25 protein-coding genes are annotated in these 25011 nt (G+C 54.7%); 18 read left to right on the forward strand and 7 right to left on the reverse strand.

Annotation, left to right across the window (positions count from 1 at the left end; genetic code table 11):
- Positions 1–292 precede the first annotated feature (292 nt).
- The 8 genes from K1V27_RS00545 to K1V27_RS00580 all read left to right on the forward strand — a co-directional run bounded on the left by K1V27_RS00545 (position 293) and on the right by K1V27_RS00580 (position 8518).
- Positions 293–901 carry a CBS domain-containing protein gene (locus tag K1V27_RS00545; protein ID WP_258927574.1) on the forward strand — a complete coding sequence of 203 codons (609 nt, stop codon included), beginning with the start codon at positions 293–295 and terminating at the stop codon, positions 899–901.
- Positions 902–1288: 387 nt separating this feature from the next.
- Positions 1289–2926, forward strand: a complete 1638-nt coding sequence (locus K1V27_RS00550; protein WP_258927575.1) for an acetate--CoA ligase — start codon at positions 1289–1291, stop codon at positions 2924–2926.
- 121 nt (positions 2927–3047) lie between these two features.
- Complete coding sequence (locus K1V27_RS00555; RefSeq protein WP_258927576.1) at positions 3048–3893, forward strand: MBL fold metallo-hydrolase; 846 nt, start codon at positions 3048–3050, stop codon at positions 3891–3893.
- Between the two features lie 92 nt (positions 3894–3985).
- Positions 3986–5113: an ABC transporter substrate-binding protein gene (locus K1V27_RS00560; RefSeq protein ID WP_258927577.1), complete on the forward strand. Its 1128-nt coding sequence runs from the start codon at positions 3986–3988 to the stop codon at positions 5111–5113.
- A gap of 25 nt (positions 5114–5138) precedes the next feature.
- Positions 5139–6017, forward strand: a complete 879-nt coding sequence (locus tag K1V27_RS00565) for a branched-chain amino acid ABC transporter permease (RefSeq protein WP_258927578.1) — start codon at positions 5139–5141, stop codon at positions 6015–6017.
- A 54-nt stretch (positions 6018–6071) separates the two neighbouring features.
- Positions 6072–7043 (forward strand): branched-chain amino acid ABC transporter permease, encoded by a 972-nt coding sequence (locus tag K1V27_RS00570; protein ID WP_258927579.1) that lies wholly within the window; start codon positions 6072–6074, stop codon positions 7041–7043.
- On the forward strand, positions 7013–7768 hold the full coding sequence (locus tag K1V27_RS00575) for an ABC transporter ATP-binding protein (RefSeq protein WP_258927580.1): 756 nt from the start codon (positions 7013–7015) through the stop codon (positions 7766–7768). Before K1V27_RS00570 ends, K1V27_RS00575 begins: the two co-directional genes overlap by 31 nt.
- Positions 7769–7780: 12 nt before the next feature.
- Positions 7781–8518 carry an ABC transporter ATP-binding protein gene (locus K1V27_RS00580; RefSeq protein WP_258927581.1) on the forward strand — a complete coding sequence of 246 codons (738 nt, stop codon included), beginning with the start codon at positions 7781–7783 and terminating at the stop codon, positions 8516–8518.
- Positions 8519–8564: 46 nt separating this feature from the next.
- Here K1V27_RS00580 and K1V27_RS00585 read toward each other — a convergent pair whose 3' ends face one another.
- From K1V27_RS00585 to K1V27_RS00595, 3 genes are all read right to left on the reverse strand, one after another.
- Entirely contained in the window at positions 8565–9632 is a 1068-nt protein-coding gene (locus K1V27_RS00585) for a glycosyltransferase family 9 protein (RefSeq protein WP_258927582.1), read from the reverse strand.
- 79 nt (positions 9633–9711) lie between these two features.
- Positions 9712–10002, reverse strand: coding sequence for a hypothetical protein (locus K1V27_RS00590; protein ID WP_258927583.1), 291 nt, complete (start codon positions 10000–10002; stop codon positions 9712–9714).
- Positions 10003–10035: 33 nt separating this feature from the next.
- Positions 10036–10281: a KH domain-containing protein gene (locus tag K1V27_RS00595; RefSeq protein ID WP_258927584.1), complete on the reverse strand. Its 246-nt coding sequence runs from the start codon at positions 10279–10281 to the stop codon at positions 10036–10038.
- 393 nt (positions 10282–10674) lie between these two features.
- On the opposite strand from K1V27_RS00595, the gene K1V27_RS00600 reads away from it, so the two are divergent.
- The 7 genes from K1V27_RS00600 (at position 10675) to metG (ending at position 18573) form a co-directional block, all read left to right on the forward strand.
- Positions 10675–11520, forward strand: coding sequence for a YkgJ family cysteine cluster protein (locus K1V27_RS00600; protein ID WP_258927585.1), 846 nt, complete (start codon positions 10675–10677; stop codon positions 11518–11520).
- A gap of 34 nt (positions 11521–11554) precedes the next feature.
- Entirely contained in the window at positions 11555–13129 is a 1575-nt protein-coding gene (locus tag K1V27_RS00605; protein WP_258927586.1) for an ASKHA domain-containing protein, read from the forward strand.
- Between the two features lie 14 nt (positions 13130–13143).
- Positions 13144–13506 carry an FtsB family cell division protein gene (locus K1V27_RS00610; RefSeq protein ID WP_258927587.1) on the forward strand — a complete coding sequence of 121 codons (363 nt, stop codon included), beginning with the start codon at positions 13144–13146 and terminating at the stop codon, positions 13504–13506.
- A gap of 131 nt (positions 13507–13637) precedes the next feature.
- Positions 13638–14729: a 3'-5' exoribonuclease YhaM family protein gene (locus K1V27_RS00615; RefSeq protein WP_258927588.1), complete on the forward strand. Its 1092-nt coding sequence runs from the start codon at positions 13638–13640 to the stop codon at positions 14727–14729.
- 97 nt (positions 14730–14826) lie between these two features.
- Entirely contained in the window at positions 14827–15861 is a 1035-nt protein-coding gene (holB, locus tag K1V27_RS00620; protein WP_258927589.1) for a DNA polymerase III subunit delta', read from the forward strand.
- A complete protein-coding gene (locus K1V27_RS00625; RefSeq protein WP_258927590.1) occupies positions 15821–16621 on the forward strand; it encodes a PSP1 domain-containing protein in 801 nt (266 codons plus the stop codon). The genes holB and K1V27_RS00625 overlap by 41 nt, the downstream gene beginning before the upstream one ends.
- 20 nt (positions 16622–16641) lie before the next feature.
- Positions 16642–18573, forward strand: a complete 1932-nt coding sequence (gene metG, locus K1V27_RS00630) for a methionine--tRNA ligase (RefSeq protein WP_258927591.1) — start codon at positions 16642–16644, stop codon at positions 18571–18573.
- Here metG and rsmB read toward each other — a convergent pair whose 3' ends face one another.
- From rsmB to def, 4 genes are read right to left on the reverse strand one after another with little or no spacing between them, the layout of a single operon-like run.
- Positions 18574–19920 (reverse strand): 16S rRNA (cytosine(967)-C(5))-methyltransferase RsmB, encoded by a 1347-nt coding sequence (gene rsmB, locus K1V27_RS00635; protein ID WP_258927592.1) that lies wholly within the window; start codon positions 19918–19920, stop codon positions 18574–18576.
- Entirely contained in the window at positions 19917–20729 is an 813-nt protein-coding gene (locus tag K1V27_RS00640) for a DUF116 domain-containing protein (RefSeq protein ID WP_258927593.1), read from the reverse strand. Before K1V27_RS00640 ends, rsmB begins: the two co-directional genes overlap by 4 nt.
- A gap of 49 nt (positions 20730–20778) precedes the next feature.
- Positions 20779–21756: a methionyl-tRNA formyltransferase gene (gene fmt, locus K1V27_RS00645; RefSeq protein WP_258927594.1), complete on the reverse strand. Its 978-nt coding sequence runs from the start codon at positions 21754–21756 to the stop codon at positions 20779–20781.
- Positions 21723–22235, reverse strand: coding sequence for a peptide deformylase (gene def / locus K1V27_RS00650; RefSeq protein WP_258927595.1), 513 nt, complete (start codon positions 22233–22235; stop codon positions 21723–21725). The genes fmt and def overlap by 34 nt, the downstream gene beginning before the upstream one ends.
- Before the next feature lie 390 nt (positions 22236–22625).
- Here def and K1V27_RS00655 point away from each other — a divergent pair, with 390 nt between their 5' ends.
- The 3 genes from K1V27_RS00655 to K1V27_RS00665 are packed head-to-tail and all read left to right on the forward strand — an operon-like array spanning position 22626 to position 25011.
- Complete coding sequence (locus K1V27_RS00655; RefSeq protein ID WP_258927596.1) at positions 22626–23552, forward strand: glycosyltransferase family 2 protein; 927 nt, start codon at positions 22626–22628, stop codon at positions 23550–23552.
- Positions 23549–23845 (forward strand): hypothetical protein, encoded by a 297-nt coding sequence (locus K1V27_RS00660; RefSeq protein ID WP_258927597.1) that lies wholly within the window; start codon positions 23549–23551, stop codon positions 23843–23845. Before K1V27_RS00655 ends, K1V27_RS00660 begins: the two co-directional genes overlap by 4 nt.
- On the forward strand, positions 23812–25011 hold the full coding sequence (locus K1V27_RS00665) for a glycosyltransferase family 4 protein (protein ID WP_258927598.1): 1200 nt from the start codon (positions 23812–23814) through the stop codon (positions 25009–25011). Before K1V27_RS00660 ends, K1V27_RS00665 begins: the two co-directional genes overlap by 34 nt.

The raw sequence follows: 25011 nt of genomic DNA on the forward strand, positions 1-25011 counted from the left end.
GATAAAGACTGATCCAAAGTCAGAGGCAGTATAGCAAATGGCCTATTGAAGTCAATCTTGGCAATGTTCCGTGCAGTGGTCCGGACACTGGCCGTGGAGCGGCGGCAGACGCCGGTGAGAGTGCTTAACCGCCGCACGTGACGTGCAGGCCATAAGTTTCTTCTTGCATTTTTGCCGCACATACCGTAATTTGCCGGAGAACTTTGGGAAATTTTTTGCAATCTCAATCCCGCTTGTTAGCGTACGATTCATTCGTACAACCTGCTTGAACCGCAAGGCAAGGATAAGCCGCGTGACGGTGCGCCAATGGATGACCGCGAATGTGGTGAGTGTCGGTGAGCAAGCTTCCATTCAGGATGCTTTAACACTGATGAAACGCCACTCTATTCGTCATTTACCGGTTGTGGACCCGCAGCAGAATCTTTCGGGCTGGATAACCGACGCCGATCTGCGTGGCGTTTTGATCGCCTCCATGCTGGAAGATCTCACCGTCAAGGATGTGATGGTGCGCAAACCGTACACGGCATCTCCCGCAATGCCCCTGGAGGAGGCGGCACGTCTCATTCTGCGCAAGAGGATCGGTGGGTTGCCGGTCGTCGAGGGCGGCAAGCTGGTCGGCATCATCACCGTAGTGGACATCCTGGCGGCTTTCATTAACGTCATGGGCATGCTGGGACACTCTTCCCGGCTGGATGTGACGGCTTCCGGCCAGAATCCGCCATTGGATGAAATCACTCGCCTGATCAGGCGACACAACGCGGAAATTATCAGCATATGCCAGCTTATTGGCGTTGGAGACCAGAGCCCGATGTACTCCATTCGCTTGAAGAAATGTGACCTGACACCAATTTTAGACGACTTTCGAGCAAAGGGAATTGAGGTAGTATCAGCTGTAGCTTAGCTGCAGGGAATTTTAGTAGTTTCTATTTGTTGATAGGATCGTTGCTTCTCCTCGGAACCTGTTCATTTCCAGCTCAAGAACGCTCGACGAATTTCAAGTGATCGCTGCAGCAGAAGCTGTCGTTGTTGGTTGCGCCTGTTAGTTCCAGTCAAAAGATCCACCCTTAATTAGAGCTAGGATGGCCGGTTTGCTGGGTATCGGTTGACAAACCGGTTACCGCACCCAAATCCATGCGGTCGTGTCACTCATGATTCCCAAATGGATACGAGAAGGGAGGTGGTTTATTTCAGACTTTTGATACATTAGGTCGTGGCCCGGATCTTGAGCCATTGTTACGCAATAGGTGTTTTCTTCCAGTTTAACCCAACCGCAAGGAGGACAAGAAGGATGAGCAAAATACCCGAAAATTATCTTCCCCCGAAAGACACCTGGCCTGAATACCTCGTTCCGGAAGAATTTGCCAACACTCCGGACAAGCTCAATTTGGCCGACTTTCTGCTTGACAGGCATGTCCGTGAGGGCAGAGGGGACAACCCCGCCATCAAGTTCATGGATAAAACGTTCTCCTATGCCCAGGTCCAGCAGATGGTCAACAAATTCGGCAATGCCCTCAAAGATGCCGGGGTAGAGGCTCAAGACCGTGTCGGTATCCGGCTGGTGAATTCGCCGCAAGCCATTGTCGCCATCTTCGCCATCGAAAAGATCGGCGCCATACCCGTTCCCACTTCACCCCTGTGGTCTTCCGAAGAGGTTGCCTTCGTGGCCAACAATGCAGAGATGAAGTATTTCATCGTAAACGCGCCTTTGATGGAGCCGGTTGAAAAGGCCAAGTCCGAATTGAAATTCGGCACCAAGATCATCGTTATCGGGGGTCAACCGGATGAAGTCAAAGCCAATGGCAATCTGGTGTTCGAGGAGATGTTGGACAAGGGAGCCCCCAATTTGGAGGCCTCCATGCTCGACGCCAATGACATCGGCATCATGCTTTATACTTCCGGCACCACAGGCCTGCCCAAAGGCTGCGTGCACTTTGTGAAACCGGCCATCATCGAAGCTCAGATCGTCAATAAATACGTCTACAAGATGAAACCGGGCGATGTGTTGGGCGGCGCCGCTCCGGTTTCCTTTGCTGCCGGCTTCGGAACCTTCACTCTGCTTCCCTTCGAGGGGGGCGCAGCCATCTCCCTCATTCCCAAGTTCACCCCCACGGAAATGATGGAGTTGATTGGCAAACACAAGATCACCGTGCTCACGGGCCTTCCCACGGCATACCGCGGATTGATGAAATTCCCCGATTTCAAGAAGTACGACATCAGTTCCATCCGCCTCTACACTTCGGGAGGCGATGCGTTGGGCAAGGAAACCCTGGACGGCTGGGTAGCACTCACCGGCAAACCCATTTGGGAGGGACTCGGCGGAACCGAAATGCTCCATCTGGTGACTTCCAACACCATGAATCCTGAACCTGTCCCCAACTCCATCGGCAAACCCTTACCAGGGGTCCAGGTGCGCGTCGTTGACGCCGAGGGCAAGGATTGTAAACCGGGCGAGGTGGGCAGCATGATCCTCAAAGGGGCCTCGGGCACGCTTTACTGGAAACCTTACGAAGACAACGAGAAACTTCTCAAATCCCAGAAGAAGGGCGTTGTGAATGGTTGGAACCAAATGGGTGACGCCGTTTACATGAACGAAGACGGCAACATTTTCTTTGTTTCCCGCGAAGACGATATGATCAAGAGCTCCGGCTACCGCATCGGGCCCGCCGAAGTGGAGGAAGCCATTGCCAAACATCCGGCGGTAGCAGACGTTGGCGTGGTCGGCATTCCCGATCCCGACAAGGGCCAGGTCACCAAAGCATTCATCGTTCTGAAACCGGGCTTTGAGGGAGGCGATGCGTTTTTCGATGAGCTCAAGGAATTCTTGAAAGAGCACATTGCCATTTACAAACTGCCGAGGCTCATTGAATATGTGGATTCACTGCCGCGCACCCCGACAGGTAAGCTGCTGCGCCGCAAGCTGCGCTAAACGCCCGTCGGTCGCCATCCGGAGAAGGAGAACCTGAACTTTCCGGTGAGTAATCCCCACTTTTGACTGATCTGACCATACCCCCGCGTCAATGCGGGGGTTATGCATTTGGGAGGGTATCATGACCTGGAAAATCACTGTCTTGTGTGAGAATACCGTCCCCACCCCCGGTCTTCTGGGTGAACATGGATTTGCAGCCTATGTCGAAACTCCCGCCGGGAACCTCTTGTTTGATACCGGTCAGGGATTCACGTTGATACAGAATTCCCTGCGCCTGCAAAAAGATCTGCGGCAGGTGTCCCAACTGGTGCTCAGCCACGGCCATTTCGATCACACGGGAGGCATGCTGGCCTTTCTGGGCTTGCACGGACCATGCGATGTTGTGGCTCATCCCGATGTATTGCTCGAGAGGTTCCGGATGATGCCCATGGGACCCGAAGAAAAGCCGGTTTCCATCGGCATCCCGTGGAAGGAAGCCTACCTCACCACACGCGGCGCGCGCTTCAAGTGGCACACCAGTTTTGCTGAAATCGCCCCCAACGTTTACGTGAGCGGTGAAGTTCCGAGGAAGACCTCCTTCGAGACGGGCGACCCGAAATTTCTCATCAAACAAAATGGGGAATGGGCTCCCGACCCATTCCTGGACGACTACTCGTTGATATTGAAAACTTCGCGCGGCCTGGTGATTTTGCTGGGATGCGCCCACGCCGGGTTGATCAACATCCTGGAGCACGCCATCGCTCAGACGGGTGAAGAACGGATACATTCGATCATCGGCGGCACTCATTTGGGCTTTTCCGCCCAGACACAGCTGGATCACACCATCAGTGCTCTGAAAAAATACCGGGTGGAGCTCCTGGCAACCAGCCACTGCACAGGGCAGCGTCCCATAGCCAGGTTGGCTGCCGAATTTGGCGACGGCTTCGCTTTCGCGCACGTCGGGTTCATCCTGGCCGTATTGCCTTAGTATGATTCATGAACATTTTCAGCAACATATTTAAGCCAATCGTCAGCCTGGTTGTATCCCTCACGGTATCGGTCTGTTCGGCCGGAGCTGCCTTGGGAAATTCCAGCCCAATACGCGTCGGGGAGATTGACCCGCTCACGGGGAAATTGGCAAAACATGGGCAGGAGATTCATGAGGGTATCCTGTACGCCATCGAACAAGCTAATTCCACCGGAGGCGCTGCGGGACGCAAGTTTGAACTGCTCAGCCGAGACGATCAGAGCCAGCCGGAGGTTGCCATCAACCAGGCCGAAGACCTCATTTATCGTGAGCAGGTGGCGGGTCTGGTGGGAGGTTACGTCGATTCCTTAGTGGGTCCGATAAGCGAACTCGCCGCCAAGCATCAGGTACCTTACGTGGCGTCGGCGAGCCTGCAGCAGGGACTCACGCTCGGGCGGCACAATCCGTATTTTTTCAGGGTGGCTCATTTGCAGGGAGTCGTGGAACCCCTTTGCAGCTTTCTGATCCAGGAGCTGAAACCTGACAGAGTGGCTGTTTTGTATGCTTCCACCCCCGGTTCAACAGAATTCGGCCAACAGGTCCGCTCTTGTCTGTTGGACGCCGCCATAGAAATTCCCATTTTCGAGAAGTTCCGTCCGGGCTCGCCCGATTTCTCGGCATTTTTGCTCAAAATACGCCGGTCCCGAGTGGATGTGCTGATTTCGGGAGGCTTCTTTGCGGACCATTTGATCTTGGTGCGTCAAATGAAAGAGCAGAAGATCCCGCTCAGGGCTTACATCGGACCATGGGGGATCGCCTATCCGAGTTTCCTGGAAGCCATGGGGGAAGCAGCCCACGGTTTGTTCGGCATGTGCGCATGGAATCCCGGCATTGCGGTTGCCGGGGCGGATAAGCAATCCCGCGCTTTTGTGGAAGGTTTTACGGCACGCTTCGGCAAGACCCCGAACACCACAACCATGCACGGGTATACCTCCGCCAAAGCCCTCATAGAAGCCATCAGAAGGGTATTGGAAAGCGGAAAAGAATTGACCGGCGACAATATTTGCAGGGCGCTTCGATCCCTTGACCTGTTGCTTCCCATGGAACATCTGCAGTTCGACCTGAAAGGAGACCCAAAGCATTACCAGCAAGTCGTTGTGCAGGTCCAAAAAGGAGAAATGGTGACGGTCTATCCCGCCGACCGAAAAACCGGCGAAATCGCCCAGCCATCGAGCGAATGACGTTGTGTAGAGGGAGTATGAACAGTTGGTTATTCTGCAACTAATCATAAACGCATTCTCTCTTGGCTCGTTTTATGCCTTGGTCGCCCTCGGCTTTGCTCTCATTTTTGGTGTTACCCACGCCTTTAACCTGGCCCACGGTGAGCTCATTCTCCTTGGCGGTTATCTGGCCTACACCCTGGCCGGCCAAATGCAAGTGCCCTTTCTTGGGACTCTGCCCGTTACCGCTTTGGCGATGGTGATTATTGCCATATTGTTGCAGAAGCTGCTGCGTCGCGTCGGTCAGCCTTATGAACTCAACACGCTGGTCGTCACTTTCGGCCTGGCTCTGGTGCTCCAGAACACCATGCTCATGCTTTTTTCAGCCGACTACCGGATCATTCAATCCGCTGCTCCCGCTATCGAACTGCCCTACACTCAACTGCTACTCACACGCACCCAGGTCATCCTCATCGGCACCTCGCTTTTGGCCACAACGGCTCTCTATATCCTGTTGCGCAAGACTTTTCTGGGCAAAGCTCTGCGCGCTACCATACAAGACCGTGAAGCCGCAAAACTGGCAGGAATCAACGTGAGACGGATGAGCCTGGTCGGCTTCGCCATTGGGGGTGCTCTGATCGGATTGGCCGGCCCCCTTTATGCCAGAACGACCTACCTTTATCCTTCGGGGGGCACCGAAGCAAGCCTCATTGCTATCATCATCACCATTTTTGCCGGTGTCGGCCGCATCAGGGGGATTCTCCTAGGAGGATGGGCACTGGGGATTGCCGAATCTACGACGGTCTACGCTCTCGGAACCGGGTGGCGCGAACTGGTGAGCGCTCTGGTTCTGATCTCTCTGCTGCTGCTGAAACCACAAGGCATCTTATCCAGAAAACCGAAAGCGGCAAGGTTGCCGGGATAGATGCAGTCCGCACCGTCGCAATCATAACCCTCGAGAGTAGCCCGAAGAGCCGTCATGATAAGAACCGCAACATCGCCTGCTGTCCTTGGTTTTACAGCCGCCTTGTTATTTTTCATTTTCTCGCCCTTTCTACTGCAGGATAATGCAGTGTATTATCGGGTCATGACCATGACCTTTTTTTATGGAGCCCTGGCTCTCGCCTGGAATCTTTATGCCCTGACAGGAAACATCTCACTCGGCCATGCCGCTTTTTTTGGACTGGGCGCATACGGATCTGCCCTGTTGAGCCATTACTGGCATCTTTCACCCTGGGCGACAGTCCTGTTTGGGGGAATGGTCGGCGCCGTTTATGGTCTGCTGTGGACCGTCGCTTTCGGGTGTTTGCGGGGGGCTCGCTTCGCCTTGGCAACGCTGGCGTCGGTGGAAATTCCCCGGGTCATCATTGACAACTGGGAGAGCTTCACTTTCGGATCTTTGGGCGTGGTGGGGATAACGGGCTTTTCTGCAGTACGTGTCGGAAGCGTCAGCATCGCCCTTGGGGAGAGCCTCAAAGCCCAGTATTACCTGCTGCTCTGCTGTACCCTGGTCATTTTGCTCATCCACCGGCAGTTCATAAAGTCCAAGTGGGGTTGGGCCGTTCGCGCACTCAGGGAAGAAGAGACCGCCGCCTCCATGCTGGGTGTAAACGTTCATTTCACTCGCTCTGTTACACTGCTTTTGAGCGCATTTTTGACGGGTCTGTGCGGCGGCGTCTATGCACACCTGATGGGATTGATTGAACCACCGCTGGTTTTTAGTCTGCATATTTCAGCGCTGCCCCTGGTATTGACCATGTTCGGCGGGCGCTACCTGGTGTGTGGACCGCTTTTGGGAGCCCTGATTCTTTATCCTCTCGATCAAGTTCTATTTCACTCCCTGCTGCCGGTGGGGCATTCTATTCTGTATGGCCTAATCATAATAGTTACATTGCTGTTCTTCCCCCACGGGATTGGATCATGGGTGCAAAGACGCCGAACATTCTCCTGAAATTGGCAGGAATTAGCGTTGAGTTCCAAGAACGGGTAGCGCTGCGGCACATCGATCTGAATGTCGAGCAACAGGAAATCGTCGCTGTCATCGGTCCAAACGGTGCCGGCAAGACCACCCTGTTCAATGTCATCTGTGGTCAGGTGAAGCCCAGCAGTGGGACAATCCACTTTGACGGCAGGGACATCACCCGCTGGTCGTCCCATCGCATCTGCCACCAGGGCATTGCAAGAACATTTCAAATCGCCCGGCCATTTCCCCAAATGAGTACCCGGCAAAACATTCTCATGGGCTTGTGGTTCGGCGCAGGAAAACCATATGGATCGCCCGCAGCACAGGCACGGGCAGAGGAGTTGCTGGAACTGGTGGATCTCTCCCCAAAAGTAGATCTGCCGGCAAAAGAACTGACTCTATCGGAACAACGCCGCCTGGAAATCGCCCGAGCGCTCGCAACCAATCCGCGATTCTTGCTGCTTGACGAAGTTGCGGCCGGGTTAAGTCCGCACGCCATCAAAGAGATGGCCGAGCTTATCAAGACGTTGCGGCAGCAGGGGCTCACCTTGTTGCTGACCGACCATTTCTTAACTCTTACGAGCAAGGTGTCCGATCGACTGGTGGCACTGGATCAGGGAGAAATAATTATGGAAGGGAAGCCGGATCAAGTGCTACAATCCGCCGATGTCATTTCGGCATACCTGGGGGAAAGGAATCAGGAGCGTTCTTAGAGGAAAGAATTCATGCAACGGAAATCGCCCCTGCTGGAAGCGCAGAACCTGTTTGTTTGTTGTGGGAAAACGCCGGTGCTGAAGGATGTTTCCATAACCATCGAACCTCTTCAAATCGTTGCCATAGTAGGTCCAAACGGTTCCGGGAAAACGACCCTCCTCAAGGCGATTGCCGGATTGCTGCAAACTAAGAAAGGGCGAATTTCATTCAAGGGTGAGCGTATCGACACTCTTCCCTTGTGGGAGATTGTTCAGCGCGGCCTGGTCTACGTTCCCGAGGGGATGAGCGTGTTTCCGGATATGACGGTCATCGAAAACCTGGAGGTTGGCGCCTACCTCAATCGAAAAGCTGTCGATCGGCAGATGAAGCTGGTTTTTGAACTATTTCCGGAGCTCTATGATCATAGAAATGCTTTTGCAGAAGTTTTGAGCGGCGGGCAACAGCGCATGGTAACCCTCGGCCGCGGGCTGATGAGTGGAGCTCAGCTGTTGCTCCTGGACGATCCCTTTCTGGGACTCAGCCCAAAAATCATCAAACGATTCTGCGACACCTTTCGAACCATGCGCAAGAACGGCGTCACCTTGTTCATTGCCGGCCAACATGTGCGCCGTATCCTCAATGTGGCCGATGCGGCATTCTTGATTGAGGAGGGAAACATCACCCTGACGGGATCGGGCCATGCGGTCCTGCGCGATCAGCACCTGCAGCAGATTTTGTTCGGGCTCGACACACAATTCCCCGTCGTTTGACACAACAGGACGGATAGATGCCCAGACCCGCCCGACCAGGACGTTTTTAATTGTCTGAGCAGCATGGCGCTTGGGAAGCGCTCTGCGCGACAGGACGGTTTTGGATCTGCAATTGCAGCAACAGCTTCTCCAGGATTACCCGCACTGGCTCCTCCACGGGATCCGGTTCACCGCTGGACGTCCATGTCAGGTTTTCGGGCGCGCACCAGCGGCTCCGCACCACATGGACTTGGGCCCCCTGCGGCGCCCAAATTTCCGGCACGGTAGGACCGAAGATGACTGTCGTCGGAATGCCAATCGCAGCCGCTAAATGGCTCACACCCGAATCATTGCCCACATACATTTGACTCACACTGGCCAGAGCAGCCAGTCTCTCCAGAGCGACGCCCTCCAGAAGGGCCACCCCCAGCCTGTGGGCCGCTTCCAGTGCAAAGGGCTTGAGATGGCTATCAGCGGCACCCAGAACCATGACAATGGGGTGATTATAATGGCTGTGCAGCCACCCGAGCAGGGACCACCATCGGTTCAGCGGCCATATTTTTCCCCGCCCGCCGCTGCCGGGATGAATCAGAATGGGTGCCGGTTTTTGGCTCCAGCCCTGCCCCGCAATCCACGCCCGCACCGCCTCTAGTTCCATCGAGAGCGGCCTTAACCGCGGTTCAACGTATGGAACATTCAAGCCCAAGCACCGCAACTGCTCCAGCAGAAAGCGAGTAACCGGTCGGATGGTTTCGGCGGGAGGGAATGACCTTATCCAGTGAACCGGGCAGCCTGCCAAATGCGCCAGTCGATCGGCGATGATTCGGCTGCCGTCCTGGCCGAATAACAGAACAACATGAGCACTTTCAAAACACGGAACCAGCTGGGTATTTTGCCAGAGATCGGGGTGATAGAGGGACGACGGCAGACAGCCGTCAACGGATAGGGCGCTGCCGAAATAAGGCTTATCAGCGAGCAGGGCCGCATACTCGGGCCTGGAACAAAAGTCAAACAGGGTCCCGGGATAGCGCTGGTGAAGGCCTTCAAAAACGGGAACCGCCAGCAAAAAGTCCCCCAGGGCTCCCTGATGCAGGATCAGCACGTTGCGTGCGGGTGTGTCCAATGGGCCATGCATTTATTGGTTCAGGGAAACTGCAGCACTGATTCTCATGGGATTCATTTCACTGCAGCAATTGACTTGATCAGAAACCTGCTCACTTTTCAGCCATACCGGAAGAGCGCAGCTTCTGATCGGACCAGCGCTTCAGAAAACCGGTCATTTTGGCTACAGCCATGCTTTGCTTCGACCTGGACCCTATGATTCCCTGTTTGCTCAACGCGGACTGCAGGCAAGACTTCAACGCGTCGCAATTGATGCATGCCGTCTGAGGCTGCATGAATCCGTTTTCATCCATGGGACAAACACTCTCCGGATCGCCAAAGCATTCCGGTCGTTCGCTGTGTCCAGGCATGACCTGGTTGTGGAGAGTAGGATTTTCATTCATGCTGTATAGCTACAGTCGATCATCAGACTGAATTTATTCCAGGATTTCTAAAACCGCCCGCTTGCGAAGCTTGGTCGCTGCAGCATTGACAAGGGTGCGCAGGGCGTGGGCGTTACGTCCTTCTTTGCCGATAATTTTGCCCAAATCAGTCTTAGCCGCCCTGAGCTCAATCACAGAAATCTGGTGGCCGATTATCTCCGTGACATGAATCTCTTCCGGGTGTTCTGCCAGCGCTTTTGCGATCACCTCCACCAATTCCTTCACCTGGATATCTTCCATTGTCAACTCCCCTCCATCGGCAGTAACTGCTTCAGGACGATGATAGATTGTAACGGGTTCGAGAACTTTGAGCGTTAGCCGCAAACCATGCGAGAAGATAGATCTCTTTCGTTTTCAGCTGTTCGTTGCAGTAGCGCAAGTCAATCACATGCCATTTTGAAGGAACCAAAGTGCAGTATTTGAATTCGCTCCGCCGTCAATCGAGCACTGACCTCAAAGGGGAGCGCCTTCAGCGAAAGGAAGATCCCAAATGCCTTTCCGCAACAACCTGGGAGCTTATGAGAAAGCAGCTCCGCTGTCAATAAGATGTTGCGGCACAAAGTTGGGGAGAGTGGATCACCGGGAGAAACGATAAATTGCTTTTCTTTTTGCAGTCCATTAGCTAGACATAGGATGGATAACATCAAATTCCAACTTTTCCGACCCGGCCATGATATGAATCTACTGGAAAAACAGCCCGGAAAACCAAGTTACGATGTCGTCATCGAAACTGCGGATTTGCCCGAACAGGTGCTGCAAACAGTGCAGGCTTATCAAAATAAGGTAATCCACTACCTTCACCAAATTGCCTGGTTGGACGGTCTTGCGCGATGGACAATCACAAAGACCCTGCCCTCTCAGTTCATTAAGTACTTTGGCAAGGCCTTGGATGTATACGATGAATCGGTCCACTATTTCCTTGGCTACCTGCGCCGGCAGGGAATTGCCGCGCGCTGCACACCGGGCTGTGCCCACTGCTGCTGCCACATGCCTGTTGGAATCACCACCCCCGAGCTCATTTACCTCTATTACGGCATGCATCGGAGCGGCATTTTCCCAAGGTTCTTTCGTCGCTGCATGGAGGCCGAGGAAGAATGGCGTGAGATCCTGCAGCAATGTTCCTGCTTGCCGCCTGGTGAGACGACAAACGAAGGGATGCGCGAGAGAACTCTGAACAGCTACCATTGCCGCGAGCATTTCTGTCCTTTCCTGCAGAACAATCTTTGCCAGCTATACCCCTACCGTCCCATCGCATGCCGCATGCATTTCAGCCTTTCCTCTCCCCCCTGGTGCAATCCGTCACACTTTCAGCACCAGCACGCTGTGCGCTTCAATCTAGAACCGGGAGAAAATGTTTTCGCCGCCCTGGAACAGATCGAGAATCACTTGCAACTCAAAGTATCTGACACTATGGTGGGAGGCATATTGGAACTGAGTGTCAATGTGATGCGATTTGAGGAGATAAGCTGGATCAATTAGTCGTTGGCTGCATGGGTGGAAAATAGGGGAAAAAATGCGTTCAACTCTGACTTCCTGGCTGCAAGAACAGCCCCTGGTCGAATGCCTGCGATTGCAATTGCCGCGCCCCAGCCTGGAGGACAATACCGGAGATCTCGATCGGTTGGGTCGAGCCGTAAAGCTCAAGGGTTTTACCCCGCTCCAGTTCAATCCGACGAGAATTGGAGAATTCTCGCGCCAGATCCGCCGGGAAGATTTTCACGTGACCGCCGTGTTGGGCCGCGGCGACCGCCACTGGCAGGTAATTGACGTGCTGCCCGGCGATTCCGAACATCACAACCTGGGATTTGCCGTCGACCTTGGGACATCTCAGGTGGCATTCTATCTCATCGACTTGGAACAAAGACAACTACTGGCACAAACGTCTATCGCCAACCCCCAGATCAGTTACGGCGAGGATATCCTCACGCGCATTCTGTTCGCCCGTCAGAAAGAAAATCTCAAGACCCTGCAGGATCTTCTCATTGAGGCATTCAACGCGACAATGCGCACCATGCTGGCCGAAAGGAATTTATCTGCGGCGCACGTCTATTCCATAGCCATCGCCGGCAACACGACCATGAGCCACTTTCTGTTGGCCCTCGATCCCACCAACATCTGCAAGGAACCCTACATTCCCGTGGCCAATCGCTTTCCCTTCTACCATGCCAGGGACCTGGGGCTCATGGTTCATCCGGAAGCGCTGGTTTACGTTTTCCCCAACGTCGGTTCCTACTTCGGAGGCGACCTCATCGCCGGAATTCTTAACTCGGGGCTGCATCGCTCTGAAGAAGTGAGTATTTTGGTTGACGTCGGCACCAACGCAGAAGTTGTTTTGGGCAATCAGGACTGGTTGATCGCCTGTGCGGGAGCCGCCGGCCCTGCCCTCGAAGGGGGTGTGGTGGAGCGCGGCATGATGGCCGCCCCGGGAGCCATAGACCGGGTGCGCATCGATCCGGCGACCCTTGAGCCTTCCTATCATGTTCTTGGAGAACAAAAGCCCGTCGGGATATGCGGGTCAGGCTTGATTGACCTGGTGGCCGAGATGTTTTCCGCCGGCATCTTGACGATTCAGGGAAAAATCAACACCCGGCTCGGCTCGCACCGCATCATCGAGACTCCCGACGGGCCGGCTTACGCAGTGGCTTTCGCCCAGGAAACCGGCGACGGTCGGGATCTCTGTGTGTCAGAGATCGACATCGGCATATTTCTTAAATCCAAAGCCGCCATGTACACCATTCTGACGGTCATCATCAATAAGGTTGGATTGAGTTTCAGCGATTTGAAGCGGTTCTTTGTTGCCGGCACATTCGGCAACTACATCGATCCGGCCATGGCCATTCGCATCGGCATGATTCCCGATTTGCCCGTCGAAACCTACCAAGGACTCGGCAACACGGCAGGGCACGGCGCAGCCATGCTCCTGCTGGACAGATCACTGCTGCAGGATATCGACCGCGTGTGCAATCAGGTCACCTACATCGAACTGAACGTGAACATGGAATTGATGAACGAATTTCGCGGGGCGCTCTTCCTGCCCCATACGGATCCGAGGCTATTCCCTTCCGTGCAGATTCCGGAAAGCAATTGATTAGCGGGTGACACATGAACCGGAAACACTCCACAAAAAATGCCGCACATCCGGGCAATAAGCGCAGGACCGGGCCCCTGCTGCCGGGCCCAAGGGTTTTGCAAATCCTTTGCGGGATTCTTGTGGTCCTCAACCTTTGGCTGCTGTACAGCCTGATCTCGTCGCCCAACGGAATTTTGCACTATCGGCGGCACCGGCAGCAAGTCCAGGACCTTGAAATGAAAACAAAAAACCTGATGACCGAAAATCAAAAACTGTTTAAGCAAATAGAAGCCTTCAAGAACGATCCGGCGGTACAGGAACGGGTCGTGCGCCAACAGTTGGGATGGGCTCGCCAGGGTGAATTGATCATCGAATTTCTGCCACCCGAGAAGTGACACTGTCATTATTTCCAAAGGCAAATTGACTTGCTTCCGGTTTCCTATTAAATATCGTCGTTGCCGGTATCTGCGCACGGAGCGTGAGCTCCGACAAAGTTGACAACTGTGGAAATCAGATCGAGCTGCATGTGGCCAAGTTATATGTCTCTGAAATAAGGTCCGACCAGGAGGTCGAAACCCACCTGGTGGTCGCGGAAAAACAACTCCGAGTGGCGCGCAACGGGACCCGCTTCCTGACTCTCAAGCTGGCGGATAAGAGCGGCGAAATCACCGGCCGCGTTTGGGAGCGCGCCGAAGAACTCATGGCTGCAGTGCCGTCCAGGGGCCCGGTTTTCATTCGTGCCCGCAGCGAGACCTTCCGCGATGAATTGCAGCTCCAGATTCAAGAGATCGTCGCTGTGCCGCGGGAACAGATTGACCCTGCCGACTTTCTGCCCGTCTGCCCGGTAAACATCGATCAGCTGTTTGAAACACTGAAGGGTTACATCGCAACCGTTAAACGCCGCCCACTTCAACGTTTGATGAAAGCTTTTCTGGGAGATCGCGAACTGGTGACCCGTTTTAAGCAAGCGCCGGCCGCCAAATCCATTCACCACGCATACCTGGGCGGATTGCTGGAACACACCGTTTCGGTCATCGGACTGATCGTGAAGATCTGTGACCATTATCCCGCACTGGACAAAGACATGCTGATTGCCGGTGCAATTTGGCATGACGTGGGCAAGATTGAAGAATTTTCCTACGATCTGCAAATTGATTATTCCCATGTCGGCCGGCTGGTGGGGCACATCGGTTTGGGACTGGATATGTTAAACGACAAGCTGCGCACTTTGAAGGCGTTTCCGGCTGCAGAGGCCATGCTGCTGAAACATCTCATTTTGAGTCACCATGGTGATTCCAAGTTCGGAGCCGTCAAGCTTCCCATGACCCGAGAGGCCCTCGTGCTTCATTTTGCAGACGACGTAGATGCGAAAATGAACTACGTGACACGCATCCTCTCTGATCCTGCAGGTCAGGACCAAGCCTGGACACCGTACCAACCCCTGTTTGAACGGTTCTTCTTTCGCGGCCTTCCCGACTCTTTGGAGGAATTGCCCAAAGAACCGGAAGCGGAGGAAGCGCGCGGTTTGCAGCTCAATATCTGGGGGGGCAAGGGCGAGAAGCTGGAAAGCAGAAGGCGCAGGTCAGAAGACGGGGCACAGAAGCGAGAGGACCAGTAAACAGTGCTTGCGGCAGACTCGACAAAGCCGGGAGCGGAGCTGGAATTCGATGTTGTGAATTGCGAACTTTCCCCGACAAGGTAGATGGATTTGATGATTGCAATCGCAAGGCCACGACATGTCCCTTGACGCCGTCCCCGGGCAGATGCGCGCCAAGCGCTTCCTTAAACAACTGATACAGACCGGTCAGATCCCTCATGCCCTGCTTTTCAGCGGCATGGCGGGAATCGGCAAAGCGCACCTGGCAAAGGAGTTTGCCAAAGTTCTCAATTGCCTTGAGCCCGCAGCGGCCGATTCGTGCGACCGATGCGCCTCCTGCCGCAAGATCGATGGAGGACTTCACCCGGATTTGCTTTGGATAACCAGCGAGGGAGTATTCATCAAACTCGATCAAGTGCGCGATTTGCGCAAGAGGATCCAGTACAGGCCGTTTGAAGGGGCGTATCGCGTGATCGTCATGGAGGACGCCCGGAAGCTCAGGGAAGAGGCGGCCAACGCTCTCTTAAAAATCCTCGAAGAACCGCCCAAAAAGCATATTTTCATATTGCTGACACTCGAACCGCAAATGCTCCTCCCTACCATAGTATCCCGCTGCTGCCATGTGCGCTTTCAGCCTCTCGAGGATACGCAGGTCGAACAAGAGTTGATGCGCACCTGCCAGTTGCAGCCGACTCGAGCTCGTGAAATAGCCCGATTGGCCGAAGGCAGCATGGAACGGGCAAAGTGGCTGGTTGAAGAGAATCGTATCGCCCACTGGAAGGAAATCCTCGGACACCTGGAAAACCTGCACAATCTGTCCATGATCGAGTTCTTTGACTTGACGGCCAGGTGGGCAAAGCAGAGTGACGATCTGGAGCAAGATTTTCTGTGTATTAAGCTGTGGTTGAGAGATATTATTCTTGCACGGCTGGTCAAAGATCACCGGCCGGCATTCGAACTGAACCAAATTCCTGCTGGAATAAGAGATACCTCAATGGAATATCTGTTTAGTCTGTACGATCAGATTGAGGAAGCGGTACAGCACCTCCGGGGCAATGCCAACAAGCAGTTGACGCTGGAGGGAGTCTGTCTGGCGATAAAGGATAGTTCCTATGGACAAAGTAGTTGGGATTCGTTTTCGCAAAGGAGGTAAGATCTACCATTTCGATCCAGGAGATTTGCCGCTCTGTAAGGGGGACTTTGTCATCGTTCATACCGAACAGGGGGTCGGTTTCGGCATCGTTTCCGAGGGGCCCTATCCCAGAGATTCCCGGGTGCACCCGGCGGAAATCAAGATGGTGGAACGTCTGGCATCGGAAGAGGAAATACAGAAGCACCTGGAAAATCTGGCTATTGAAAAGGAAGCCAAAGCTTTTTGTCTGGGACGTATTGCGGCCCACAATCTCAACATGAACCTGGTTGATGTAGAATATTTTTATGACCGCAGCAAAATCATTTTTTACTTCACCGCCGACGGCCGCGTGGATTTTCGCGAACTGCTCAAGGACCTGGTGCGCAAGCTCAAGAGCCGGGTCGAGCTGCGCCAGATAGGAATCCGCAACCAGGCGAAAATGGTGGGTGGCCTCGGCAGTTGCGGCCGGCCGTTGTGCTGTGCAAGTTTTCTCAAGAATTTTCATGCGGTCTCCATCAAGATGGCCAAGGAACAGAATCTTAGCTTGAACCCGAGCAAAATTTCCGGGGCGTGCGGCAGGTTGATGTGCTGCCTGCAATACGAATACGATATGTACAAAAAACATCGCAAGGACATGCCTAAAATCGGTAAAAAAATTGAAACTTCCGAAGGTTACGGCAAGGTCGTGCGGCAGAATATCATGGAGCGAAGTATCATTGTTCAACTGGAGGGCGGAAAGGAAATCGAACAGAAGCTCGGGCCCATTGACTCGGACAAATGAAGGGAGCATGACCAGTAATCATGTCTGAACGCTTTTATGTCACTACGCCGATCTATTACGTCAACGCTCAACCTCACATCGGGCACGCCTACACCACGATAGTCGCCGACGTGATGAACCGGTTTCACAAGCTGCTTGGATATAAGACCTATTTTTTGACGGGCACCGATGAGCATGGCGACAAGATCGTCCAGGCGGCCCAGGAAGCGGCCATGGAACCGAAAGCCTACGCCGATCGCATCAGCCGGTTGTTCAGAGAGACCTGGCCCAAGCTCAATATCAGCAACGACTATTTCATTCGCACCACCGATGCCAAGCACGTGCGTGTGGTTCAGCACATTTTGCAGAAGGTTTACGATGCGGGTGACATCTACTTCAGCACCTACAAGGGCCTGTACTGCATCGGCTGCGAACGATTTTATACGGAGCGGGAATTGGTCGACGGCAAATGCCCCGACCATGACAGGGAACCGGTGGAACGTGAGGAAGCCAACTACTTTTTCCGCATGAGCAAGTATCAGGATTGGCTCATCGAACATATTGAAGCCAACCCGGACTTCATTCGGCCGGAGCGCTATCGCAACGAAGTGCTCGCGTTTTTGCGCGAGCCCCTCGAAGATCTGTGCATTTCCAGGCCCAAAGAACGCCTCAGTTGGGGCATCACGCTGCCCTTTGACGAACGCTATGTCACCTATGTCTGGTTTGATGCGCTCATCAATTACGTCTCCGCCATCGACTATCCCGACGGCGAATTATTTGCTGAATTCTGGCCGGCGGCTCAGCACACCATCGCCAAGGATATTCTCAAGCCACACGGCATCTACTGGCCGACCATGATCCGTTCCGCCGGATTTACCCCCTACCGGCACCTCAATGTCCACGGCTACTGGAAGATCAATGAAGGCAAAATGAGCAAGAGCAGAGGCACCGTGGTGGCTCCCCTCGATCTTGTGCCGATCTATGGCCTGGACGCATTTCGCTATTTCCTGCTGCGGGAGATGGTTTTCGGGTTGGACGCCAATTTCAGCGAAGACGCATTGATTCAGCGCCTCAATGCGGATCTTGCAAACGACCTGGGCAACCTCTTCAGCCGAACTTTGGCCATGACCGCCAAGTATTTCGACGGCAGGATTCCTCCCTTCGGGGCGGAGCCTGAAGCGCCGGACCGGGAGCTCAGGGATCAGACCCGTCAGACCATCGAGGTGTATCGCGCAGAAATTCCCAGGCTGGGCTTCCATAAGGCTTTGATATCCATATGGGAAACCCTCAACACCGCCAATAAGTACATCGACTCTGTCGCCCCCTGGACCCTCGCCAAGGAAGCCGGGCAAAGACCCCGTTTGCAGACCGTCATGCGCAACCTGCTCGAAGTCAACAGGACTGTGGCCGTGCTGATTGCTCCCTTCATGCCGGAGACCGCCGAAACGATGCTGGCACGCCTGAGCATCCCCAAGAAAGCTTTGGACTTGAGACTCGATGAAGACAGTCGCTGGGGCACTCTGCATGAGGGGGTTCCTGTGCACAAGGGGGAGGCATTGTTCCCCCGGGTCGAGACCGAGAAAATTGCCCAACTCAAGCAGAAAGGCATGCCCCCGAAGGCCGGGGCGGCAGCATTGAAGGAAGCCGGCATGGAACTGATTTCCTTTGAAGAGTTCAAGAAGCTCGACCTGCGCACGGGAATTGTAAAACACGCGGAGGCCGTCCCGAAATCCAGGAAGCTGTTGAAGTTGATCGTCGATATCGGCGAAGAGCGCCAGGTGGTGGCGGGTATTGCACAGACTCACACAGCAGAGGAAGTCGTCGGCAAACAGGTCATCATCGTCGCCAACCTGCAGCCGGCCAAGCTCATGGGCATTGAATCCCGGGGCATGGTTCTGGCCGTGAGCGATGGGGATCGACTCAGCCTGGTGACCACGGCGGAGCCGGTCAGCCCAGGCCTCCGGGTGTCCTGATCAGTGCCTCCTCCAGCGCGCGGCGAAGAATCCATCCACGCCGTGGCGATGGGGCCAGGTCTTGAAGTAGATCCCGTCCGTCATGGTTCGCCAGTTGCTTGGCAGGTGCTCGCCGGCGGGCTCGGGACCGAATTCCGGGTGGCTTTGCGAAAAGCTTTCGGCCACCTCATCGTTTTCTTCTCTAAACAGGGTGCAGGTGGCGTAAAGAAGGACTCCCCCCGGTTTAACGAATTGTGCGGCGTGGTCCAAGAGCTCCTTTTGCAGGCGGGCAAAGCGCAACGGGTCCTTGGGATGACGGCGCCACTTGATATCGGGATTGCGCCGCAGGGAGCCAAATCCGCTGCAGGGAGCATCCAGCAGCACGCGGTCAAAGCGCCCGGCATCGCGGGGAGAAAGCTCCAGCAGGTCGCAGCTTTGGGTTTCAATGATGCGGATGCCCTGTCTTAGAGCATTTTCCCGCAGTTCTTCGATCTTCCAGGCGGATTTATCCACGGCGAGTATTTCTCCCCTGTTCTCCATCAGCATGCCCAGATGGGTCGATTTGCCGCCGAATCCGGAGCACAGGTCGAGGACCCGTTCGCCCGGTTTCACTGCGAGCAGCCGGGAAACCATCTGGGAAGCTTCGTCCTGCACCTGTACCAACCCTTCTGCAAACATCGGCATTTGGCTCACATCCTTGCGCAGCCCTGCAACTCGAACGGCATCAGCAAGGAGAGCGGACCGCTCCGCTTCGACCTCATTTTCCCTCAACCAGTTGAGAATCGTCTCGCAGTCCGTTTTCAGGGTGTTCACCCGCAGTACCATGGGAGCAATGCTGTTGTTGGCCTGACAGAGGCCGCGGGTTTTATCGAAGCCGATCCGCTCGATCATCAGGCGTATGAACCAGCTCGGATGGGAAGTCATCACAGCGAGATATGCTTCAGGATTTTTTTCAGAAGAAGGCCATTCCCAGGCTTCGCCGCGCCGCAGGGCCGCGCGCAGTAGAGCGTTGACAAACCCGGCCAGGTGAGGGGGTTGAGTTGATTTGACGATCTTCACCGTTTCGTTTACGGCCGCATGCGGGGGGATGCGATCCAGAAAGAGGATCTGGTAGAGAGCCAAACGGAGCGCGATGCGCACGGCGGGGTGGATCTTTTTGGGCTTTATTTTACTCAGCTGGTCGATATGCCAATCCAGCCTTCCCTGCCAGCGCAGCACACCGTACACCAGCTCGGTGGTGAGCGCCCTGTCCCGCTCATCCAATTGGGAATGGCGCTCCAGTATGGCACGCACCAATCGATCGGGGTGTGACGCTTTTTGATCCACGTGGAGCAAAATCTGATAAGACAAAAACCGGGCGCTGATCATGCCCCTTCTCGCTTCATGGCGGTGATTTCCTCGAGCACGGATTCGACCCGGTCGAGAGCGACCTGGGTGTTCAGGCAGGGGCCAAAGGGGCGCTGGTTGAAAATGCCGTAGACGGGAAGCGGGGTGGTGTCCTGAATCCCGCTGGTCAGATCGCGTTCGCAGGCCACTGCAATGATGAGGTCCGGGCGGGTTTCCATCACAATGCGGCGGGCAACGGTGCCGCCCGTTGCCACCGACATGGCTATCCCGTATTTTTCCGAAAGCTCGAGAAGACCTTTGATGGAACATTTTCCGCAGCGCTTACAGTTCTGCGCCCGGTGGGTGATTTTTACCGTACAGTCCTTGTCCTGCAGGCAGTGCGGCATGAGCAGCAGAATTTTTTTCGGAGGGCTGCCGTTGCGGCACTGCGCCATCACCAGTTCATTGTTGACGGCAACAAAGGCGTGCTGCACCTCTTCGCGGTGCAAACCCACCAGCCTCCCGACGAACACCAGGACGGGCAGCAAGTTGCGCACGGCAATGGAACGTAGCGTCCTGGAGAACGGTACATCATGCCCGAGCAGGGTGACGATGATCAACAGACCGATGGAACAGACGATGAAAGCCGCAAGACCGCCCATGATGACGGCCATGATGAATGGCAGGTGCGCATGGATATTGCCGAAACCATAGTAGGGCACCAGGTAAAACAGCGCGATGATGGCAGCAACCAACACCGCGGTCAGGCCGAGCAAGCTGACCAGCGTCATCTTTTCCGGAGTTTTCGTCGGCTTATCGAGATCTGCAAGGTCTTGCTTTTTGTGCGGCATAGTGCGGGAAATCCCACTTCACGGGTTGAGACGCTCTATTCGGTGGTCGCTACTGCAAAAGGGTACCCGGGGGCACAGGATGGCCGCGCAGGAATTCTTTGGCGGGCAGCCTGCGTTGTCCCGCCAGTTGGAGACTCCCCAGCACCAGGGCCTGTCCGTCTCCGGCGAGCACCACCAGCCCCTTTTCGGTTTGGCCGACCACCTCTCCCGGCTCGCCCTCGACCTCCCAGTCGAGCAGTGACGCATCGAAACACTTGAGGCGCACGCCGGCATACAACGCATATGCGCCCGGCCATGGATCGAAGGCACGGACGGCGTTGACGAGTCGCCGGGCGGGATGGTGCCACAACAGGCGCAGTTCCTCTTTGGCAATGGGCGGAGCGTAGCTTGCCAGAGCATCATCTTGTTGGCGAGGTTGAATGCGCCCGGCTTTCCATGCCTTGAGAGTTTCACACAGAAGATGGGCACCCGTCCGGGCAAGTTTGTCATGCAGGGTGCCGGAAGTGTCGTCATCCAGAATTTCAACTTCCTGCTGCGACAGGATCGGCCCGGTGTCCAAACCGGCGTCAAGGAGCATGATGGTCACCCCGGTTTTAGCATCACCGGATAAAATAGCACGCTGGATGGGGGCGGCTCCGCGATGGCGGGGCAACAGCGAGGCGTGCACATTGAGCACACCCAACGGGAACAGATCGAGAAATTCTTTCGCGAGCAGTTGGCCGTAGGCGACCAGCACGGCACACTCCGCGCTGCAGGAACGAATTCTATCGAGGGCCTCCTGCGACTTAATCCGCTCCGGCTGGTACGTGGCAAGATGCAGTCTTTCGGCAGCAACCTTGACCGGGGGCGGGCTGAGCTTTTTCGCTCTCCCTTTCGGTCGGTCCGGTTGCGTGATGACCAGCTTGATCTCTGCCCCTGAAGCGGCCAGCTTGTGCAGGGATGGGACGGCAAAATCCGGAGTTCCCAGAAATATTAGACGGGGAAATTCAGATCCTATGGCGTGTCCTCTTTCAGTTTCTTTTTCCATTTTCTCCTGAACACATCGCGGGCAATGGGGCCCAGGCGGTCCACAAAGAGCTTTCCCGCCAGATGGTCGATTTCGTGTTGCAAAACCACGGCCAGGAGGCCCGAAGCCTCGATGCGCACCGATTTGCCATGCGGGTCGAGCCCGCACACCGTCACTTCTTCAGCACGCTTCACCCGGGCAAAATACTCGGGAACGCTCAAGCAGCCTTCTTCATAGGTGGTTTCGCCTCGAGCCTCGATGATCTCCGGATTAATCAGAACAATGAGACCGTGTTCATACTCCGGGCGCTGCAGGTCAATCACCACCAGCTGCAGCGGCTTTCCCACCTGGTTGGCCGCCAGCCCGATACCGGGGGCTTCATACATGGTCTCCGCCATGTCATCGATGAGACGGAAAAGTTCACTATCGACCTTTTCTATGTGCGCCGCCTCCTGTTTCAGAACCGGATCAGGATACGTGCATATTTCCAGACAAGCCATGGAACGACACCTTCGAAAAATAGTAGGAATCTTGAAAAATGCGCATTAATGGTAAATTCTTGAGACAACTATTTCAACCCAAATGAGGGTTAAAGCCATTTGAAAATGCAACCAGCATTTCGACCCTGTCGAGTGATGCCAAAGCCGGCATGCCCGCGCCCCCCCTGGGCGACCCGTTCAGATTTTGGAATTGGCGCGCCTGTTGACATCCTCATGCTTGTCTGCAACTATGCGCCTGAGACTTGATCTCGCTTCAATGTATTCAAAAAGCACTGAGTTGGACAGGGAATAGCTGCCGGAGCTCATGGGCCGGCCGAAGACTGTACCGGAGTGTTCTCCGCGTTCTCTGTGTGAAAGGCGTAACCATTTCTCCCAACATTCAGGGACCCAATGGATCCGTCAGCCAAGGTCAGCATCATCATCCCCGCATACAATGAAGCGCAAAGCATCGGCAGCGTGGTGGAAGACGTCGCGTCAGTGCTCCGATCCGGTAATTTCGATTATGAAATCATCGTAATCGACGACGGATCATCGGACAACACGGCACAGGAGGCCGCACGAGCCGGTGCAACGGTCTTCCGGCACCCTTACAATATCGGCAACGGCGCCGCGGTGAAGAGCGGCATCCGGGCCGCGCAGGGGGAGGTTTTCGTGTTCATGGACGGAGACGGGCAGCATGACCCCAGCGACATTGCACGAATGCTCGAGCACATTCCGGACTACGACATGGTGGTGGGCGCCCGGTCTTTTGAGGGGCAGGCTTCCTTTTGGCGTGCCTTGGGCAACAAAGCGTTCAACTGGTTCGCGTCTTATGTGGCCAAATTTCGCATCCCGGATCTCACCTCCGGTTTCCGCGCGGTAAAAGCCGACATCGCCCGCAGCTTTGTTTATTTGCTCCCCAACACCTATTCCTATCCCACGACCATAACCCTGGGCGTTCTGCGCAGCGGCAACAGCGTCAAGTACCTTCCCATCCACATGCGCAGGCGTCAAACCGGCAGCAGCCAGGTCAACATGGTGCGAGACGGCGTCCGGTTTTTCATGATCATCACCCGCATCTGCACCCTCTATTCCCCCATGCGCATCTTCCTGCCGGTGAGCTTTCTGATGTTTTTGCTGGGAACCGTCAATTACGCTATCACCTACTTTTCGCAGGGCCGTTTCACCAACATGAGCGCTCTGCTGTATGCCACTTCCATTTTGATCTTCATGATGAGCCTCATCTCTGAGCAGATTTGCCAGATGCGCTTCGAGCGCCGCGCGACCCATCGGCCTGCTGCCAAGCCCTTTCCTGCAAATGAGAACAGGGCTGAATGAAAGTCTGCATTCCGGCCGATGAAAATCATCCCCGTGCTGGAGCGGTCATGCAGCGGATGATTTATCAGCCGACTTCGTCTGCTTTGCCGGAACCCTTTGGGCTTGCGGCGTACAGCGTGCTGGATCGGCTGCAACGGAGGCAATTGTCACGCCGTTCAGGCTATTTACAATCGAAGCTTGCGCAAAGCTCGGGCACGAAACGTGACTTGATGATGTTCTCCTTTGCCCTGTTGGTCTTACTTCTGAATCAGCCCGAATATTGTCAGCAACGCTGCTTTCTTATAAAAACATGAACCAACACCCTAATCTTAAGATTTTGCTGATAACTCGCAACCTTCCACCACTCGTTGGCGGCATGGAACGGCTCTTATACCACATTTATCTTGAACTCAGAAAATCGTTTCAGGTAGCCATTGCTGGACCGCACAGTTCAAGACGTTACATTGCAGCGGGCACACCCTTTAAGACGTTCCCAATTTCCCCTGCCGCAAGATTCTTCCTGTCGTCCATTTGGCAAAGTTATAGACTGGCATCTACCTTTTCTCCGGATCTGATTCTCTCGGGCAGCGGCGTAACATCGTTCGCTTCAGCAGTTGCAGGAAAACTTCTGAAGAGGCCTGTCATATGTTACCTGCATGGGTTGGATTTGGTAGAAAAAAACCCCGCCTATCGGCTTTTCTGTATTCCGGCAATACGATCGTGTGATGCGGTTCTAGTGAACAGCAACAGCACGGCCCAGTTAGCGAAAGCAATCGGCGTTAGAGAATCCTCCATCCAGATCTTGCACCCAGGGGTTTCGTTACCGCATCAAAAGGTATCTTCAACAGATGGGTTCAGAAATCAGCTGGGCGTTGGCTCAAGGCCGATTCTCCTCTCTGTTGGAAGACTGACCCGTCGCAAAGGCATAGTTGAATTCATCGATCGGTGCCTGCCCGATATCATTCGCAGTAATCCAGAAGTTGTTCTTGTGATCATCGGTGAAGAAGCCACGAGTGCTCTGAAACAGGCTCCCGGAGTCCTTAGCGAGATAAGAACAGTTGTCTCCCTTCGCGGGCTCACAGATCATGTGAGACTGCTTGGCCATGTCGATGATGCAACGCTTTCGCAAGCCTATCTTGCCAGTCAGTTGCTTGTGTTTCCAGTTATTGAACGACCCAATGACATCGAAGGCTTCGGCATGGTTGCGGTAGAGGCGGCAGCGCATGGTCTGCCAACGATGGCTTTTGCCTTAGGCGGAGTCATCGATGCAGTAAAGGATGCTGTTTCCGGTTATCTGGTTACCCCAGGCGACTATAAAGAATTAACGCGTTCTATATTGCATCAGTTGCACAGTCCACAGGTGTCAAAATCGTCATGCATTGCCTTTGCAGACTCTTTCTCTTGGGAGAGATTTGGCAACCGATTGAGAGAGATATCTTTGTCAACTGCGGCGCACCACCAAACTCAATTCGGTGAATGA

This window comes from Desulfoferrobacter suflitae, assembly GCF_022603395.1.
Taxonomy (GTDB): domain Bacteria; phylum Desulfobacterota; class Syntrophobacteria; order Syntrophobacterales; family Syntrophobacteraceae; genus Desulfoferrobacter; species Desulfoferrobacter suflitae.

Coding starts and splice junctions, on each gene's coding strand:
- K1V27_RS00555 (WP_258927576.1), top strand. CDS start 3,048: ATGACCTGGAAAATCACTGTCTTGTGTGAGAATACCGTCCCCACCCCC.
- K1V27_RS00640 (WP_258927593.1), bottom strand. CDS start 20,729: ATGCCGCACAAAAAGCAAGACCTTGCAGATCTCGATAAGCCGACGAAA.
- K1V27_RS00655 (WP_258927596.1), top strand. CDS start 22,626: ATGGATCCGTCAGCCAAGGTCAGCATCATCATCCCCGCATACAATGAA.
- K1V27_RS00590 (WP_258927583.1), bottom strand. CDS start 10,002: ATGAATGAAAATCCTACTCTCCACAACCAGGTCATGCCTGGACACAGC.
- fmt (WP_258927594.1), bottom strand. CDS start 21,756: ATGGAAAAAGAAACTGAAAGAGGACACGCCATAGGATCTGAATTTCCC.
- K1V27_RS00575 (WP_258927580.1), top strand. CDS start 7,013: ATGGGTGCAAAGACGCCGAACATTCTCCTGAAATTGGCAGGAATTAGC.
- K1V27_RS00600 (WP_258927585.1), top strand. CDS start 10,675: ATGGATAACATCAAATTCCAACTTTTCCGACCCGGCCATGATATGAAT.
- K1V27_RS00660 (WP_258927597.1), top strand. CDS start 23,549: ATGAAAGTCTGCATTCCGGCCGATGAAAATCATCCCCGTGCTGGAGCG.
- K1V27_RS00550 (WP_258927575.1), top strand. CDS start 1,289: ATGAGCAAAATACCCGAAAATTATCTTCCCCCGAAAGACACCTGGCCT.
- K1V27_RS00570 (WP_258927579.1), top strand. CDS start 6,072: ATGATAAGAACCGCAACATCGCCTGCTGTCCTTGGTTTTACAGCCGCC.
- def (WP_258927595.1), bottom strand. CDS start 22,235: ATGGCTTGTCTGGAAATATGCACGTATCCTGATCCGGTTCTGAAACAG.
- K1V27_RS00585 (WP_258927582.1), bottom strand. CDS start 9,632: ATGCATGGCCCATTGGACACACCCGCACGCAACGTGCTGATCCTGCAT.
- metG (WP_258927591.1), top strand. CDS start 16,642: ATGTCTGAACGCTTTTATGTCACTACGCCGATCTATTACGTCAACGCT.
- rsmB (WP_258927592.1), bottom strand. CDS start 19,920: ATGATCAGCGCCCGGTTTTTGTCTTATCAGATTTTGCTCCACGTGGAT.
- K1V27_RS00625 (WP_258927590.1), top strand. CDS start 15,821: ATGGACAAAGTAGTTGGGATTCGTTTTCGCAAAGGAGGTAAGATCTAC.
- K1V27_RS00595 (WP_258927584.1), bottom strand. CDS start 10,281: ATGGAAGATATCCAGGTGAAGGAATTGGTGGAGGTGATCGCAAAAGCG.
- K1V27_RS00610 (WP_258927587.1), top strand. CDS start 13,144: ATGAACCGGAAACACTCCACAAAAAATGCCGCACATCCGGGCAATAAG.
- K1V27_RS00605 (WP_258927586.1), top strand. CDS start 11,555: ATGCGTTCAACTCTGACTTCCTGGCTGCAAGAACAGCCCCTGGTCGAA.
- K1V27_RS00580 (WP_258927581.1), top strand. CDS start 7,781: ATGCAACGGAAATCGCCCCTGCTGGAAGCGCAGAACCTGTTTGTTTGT.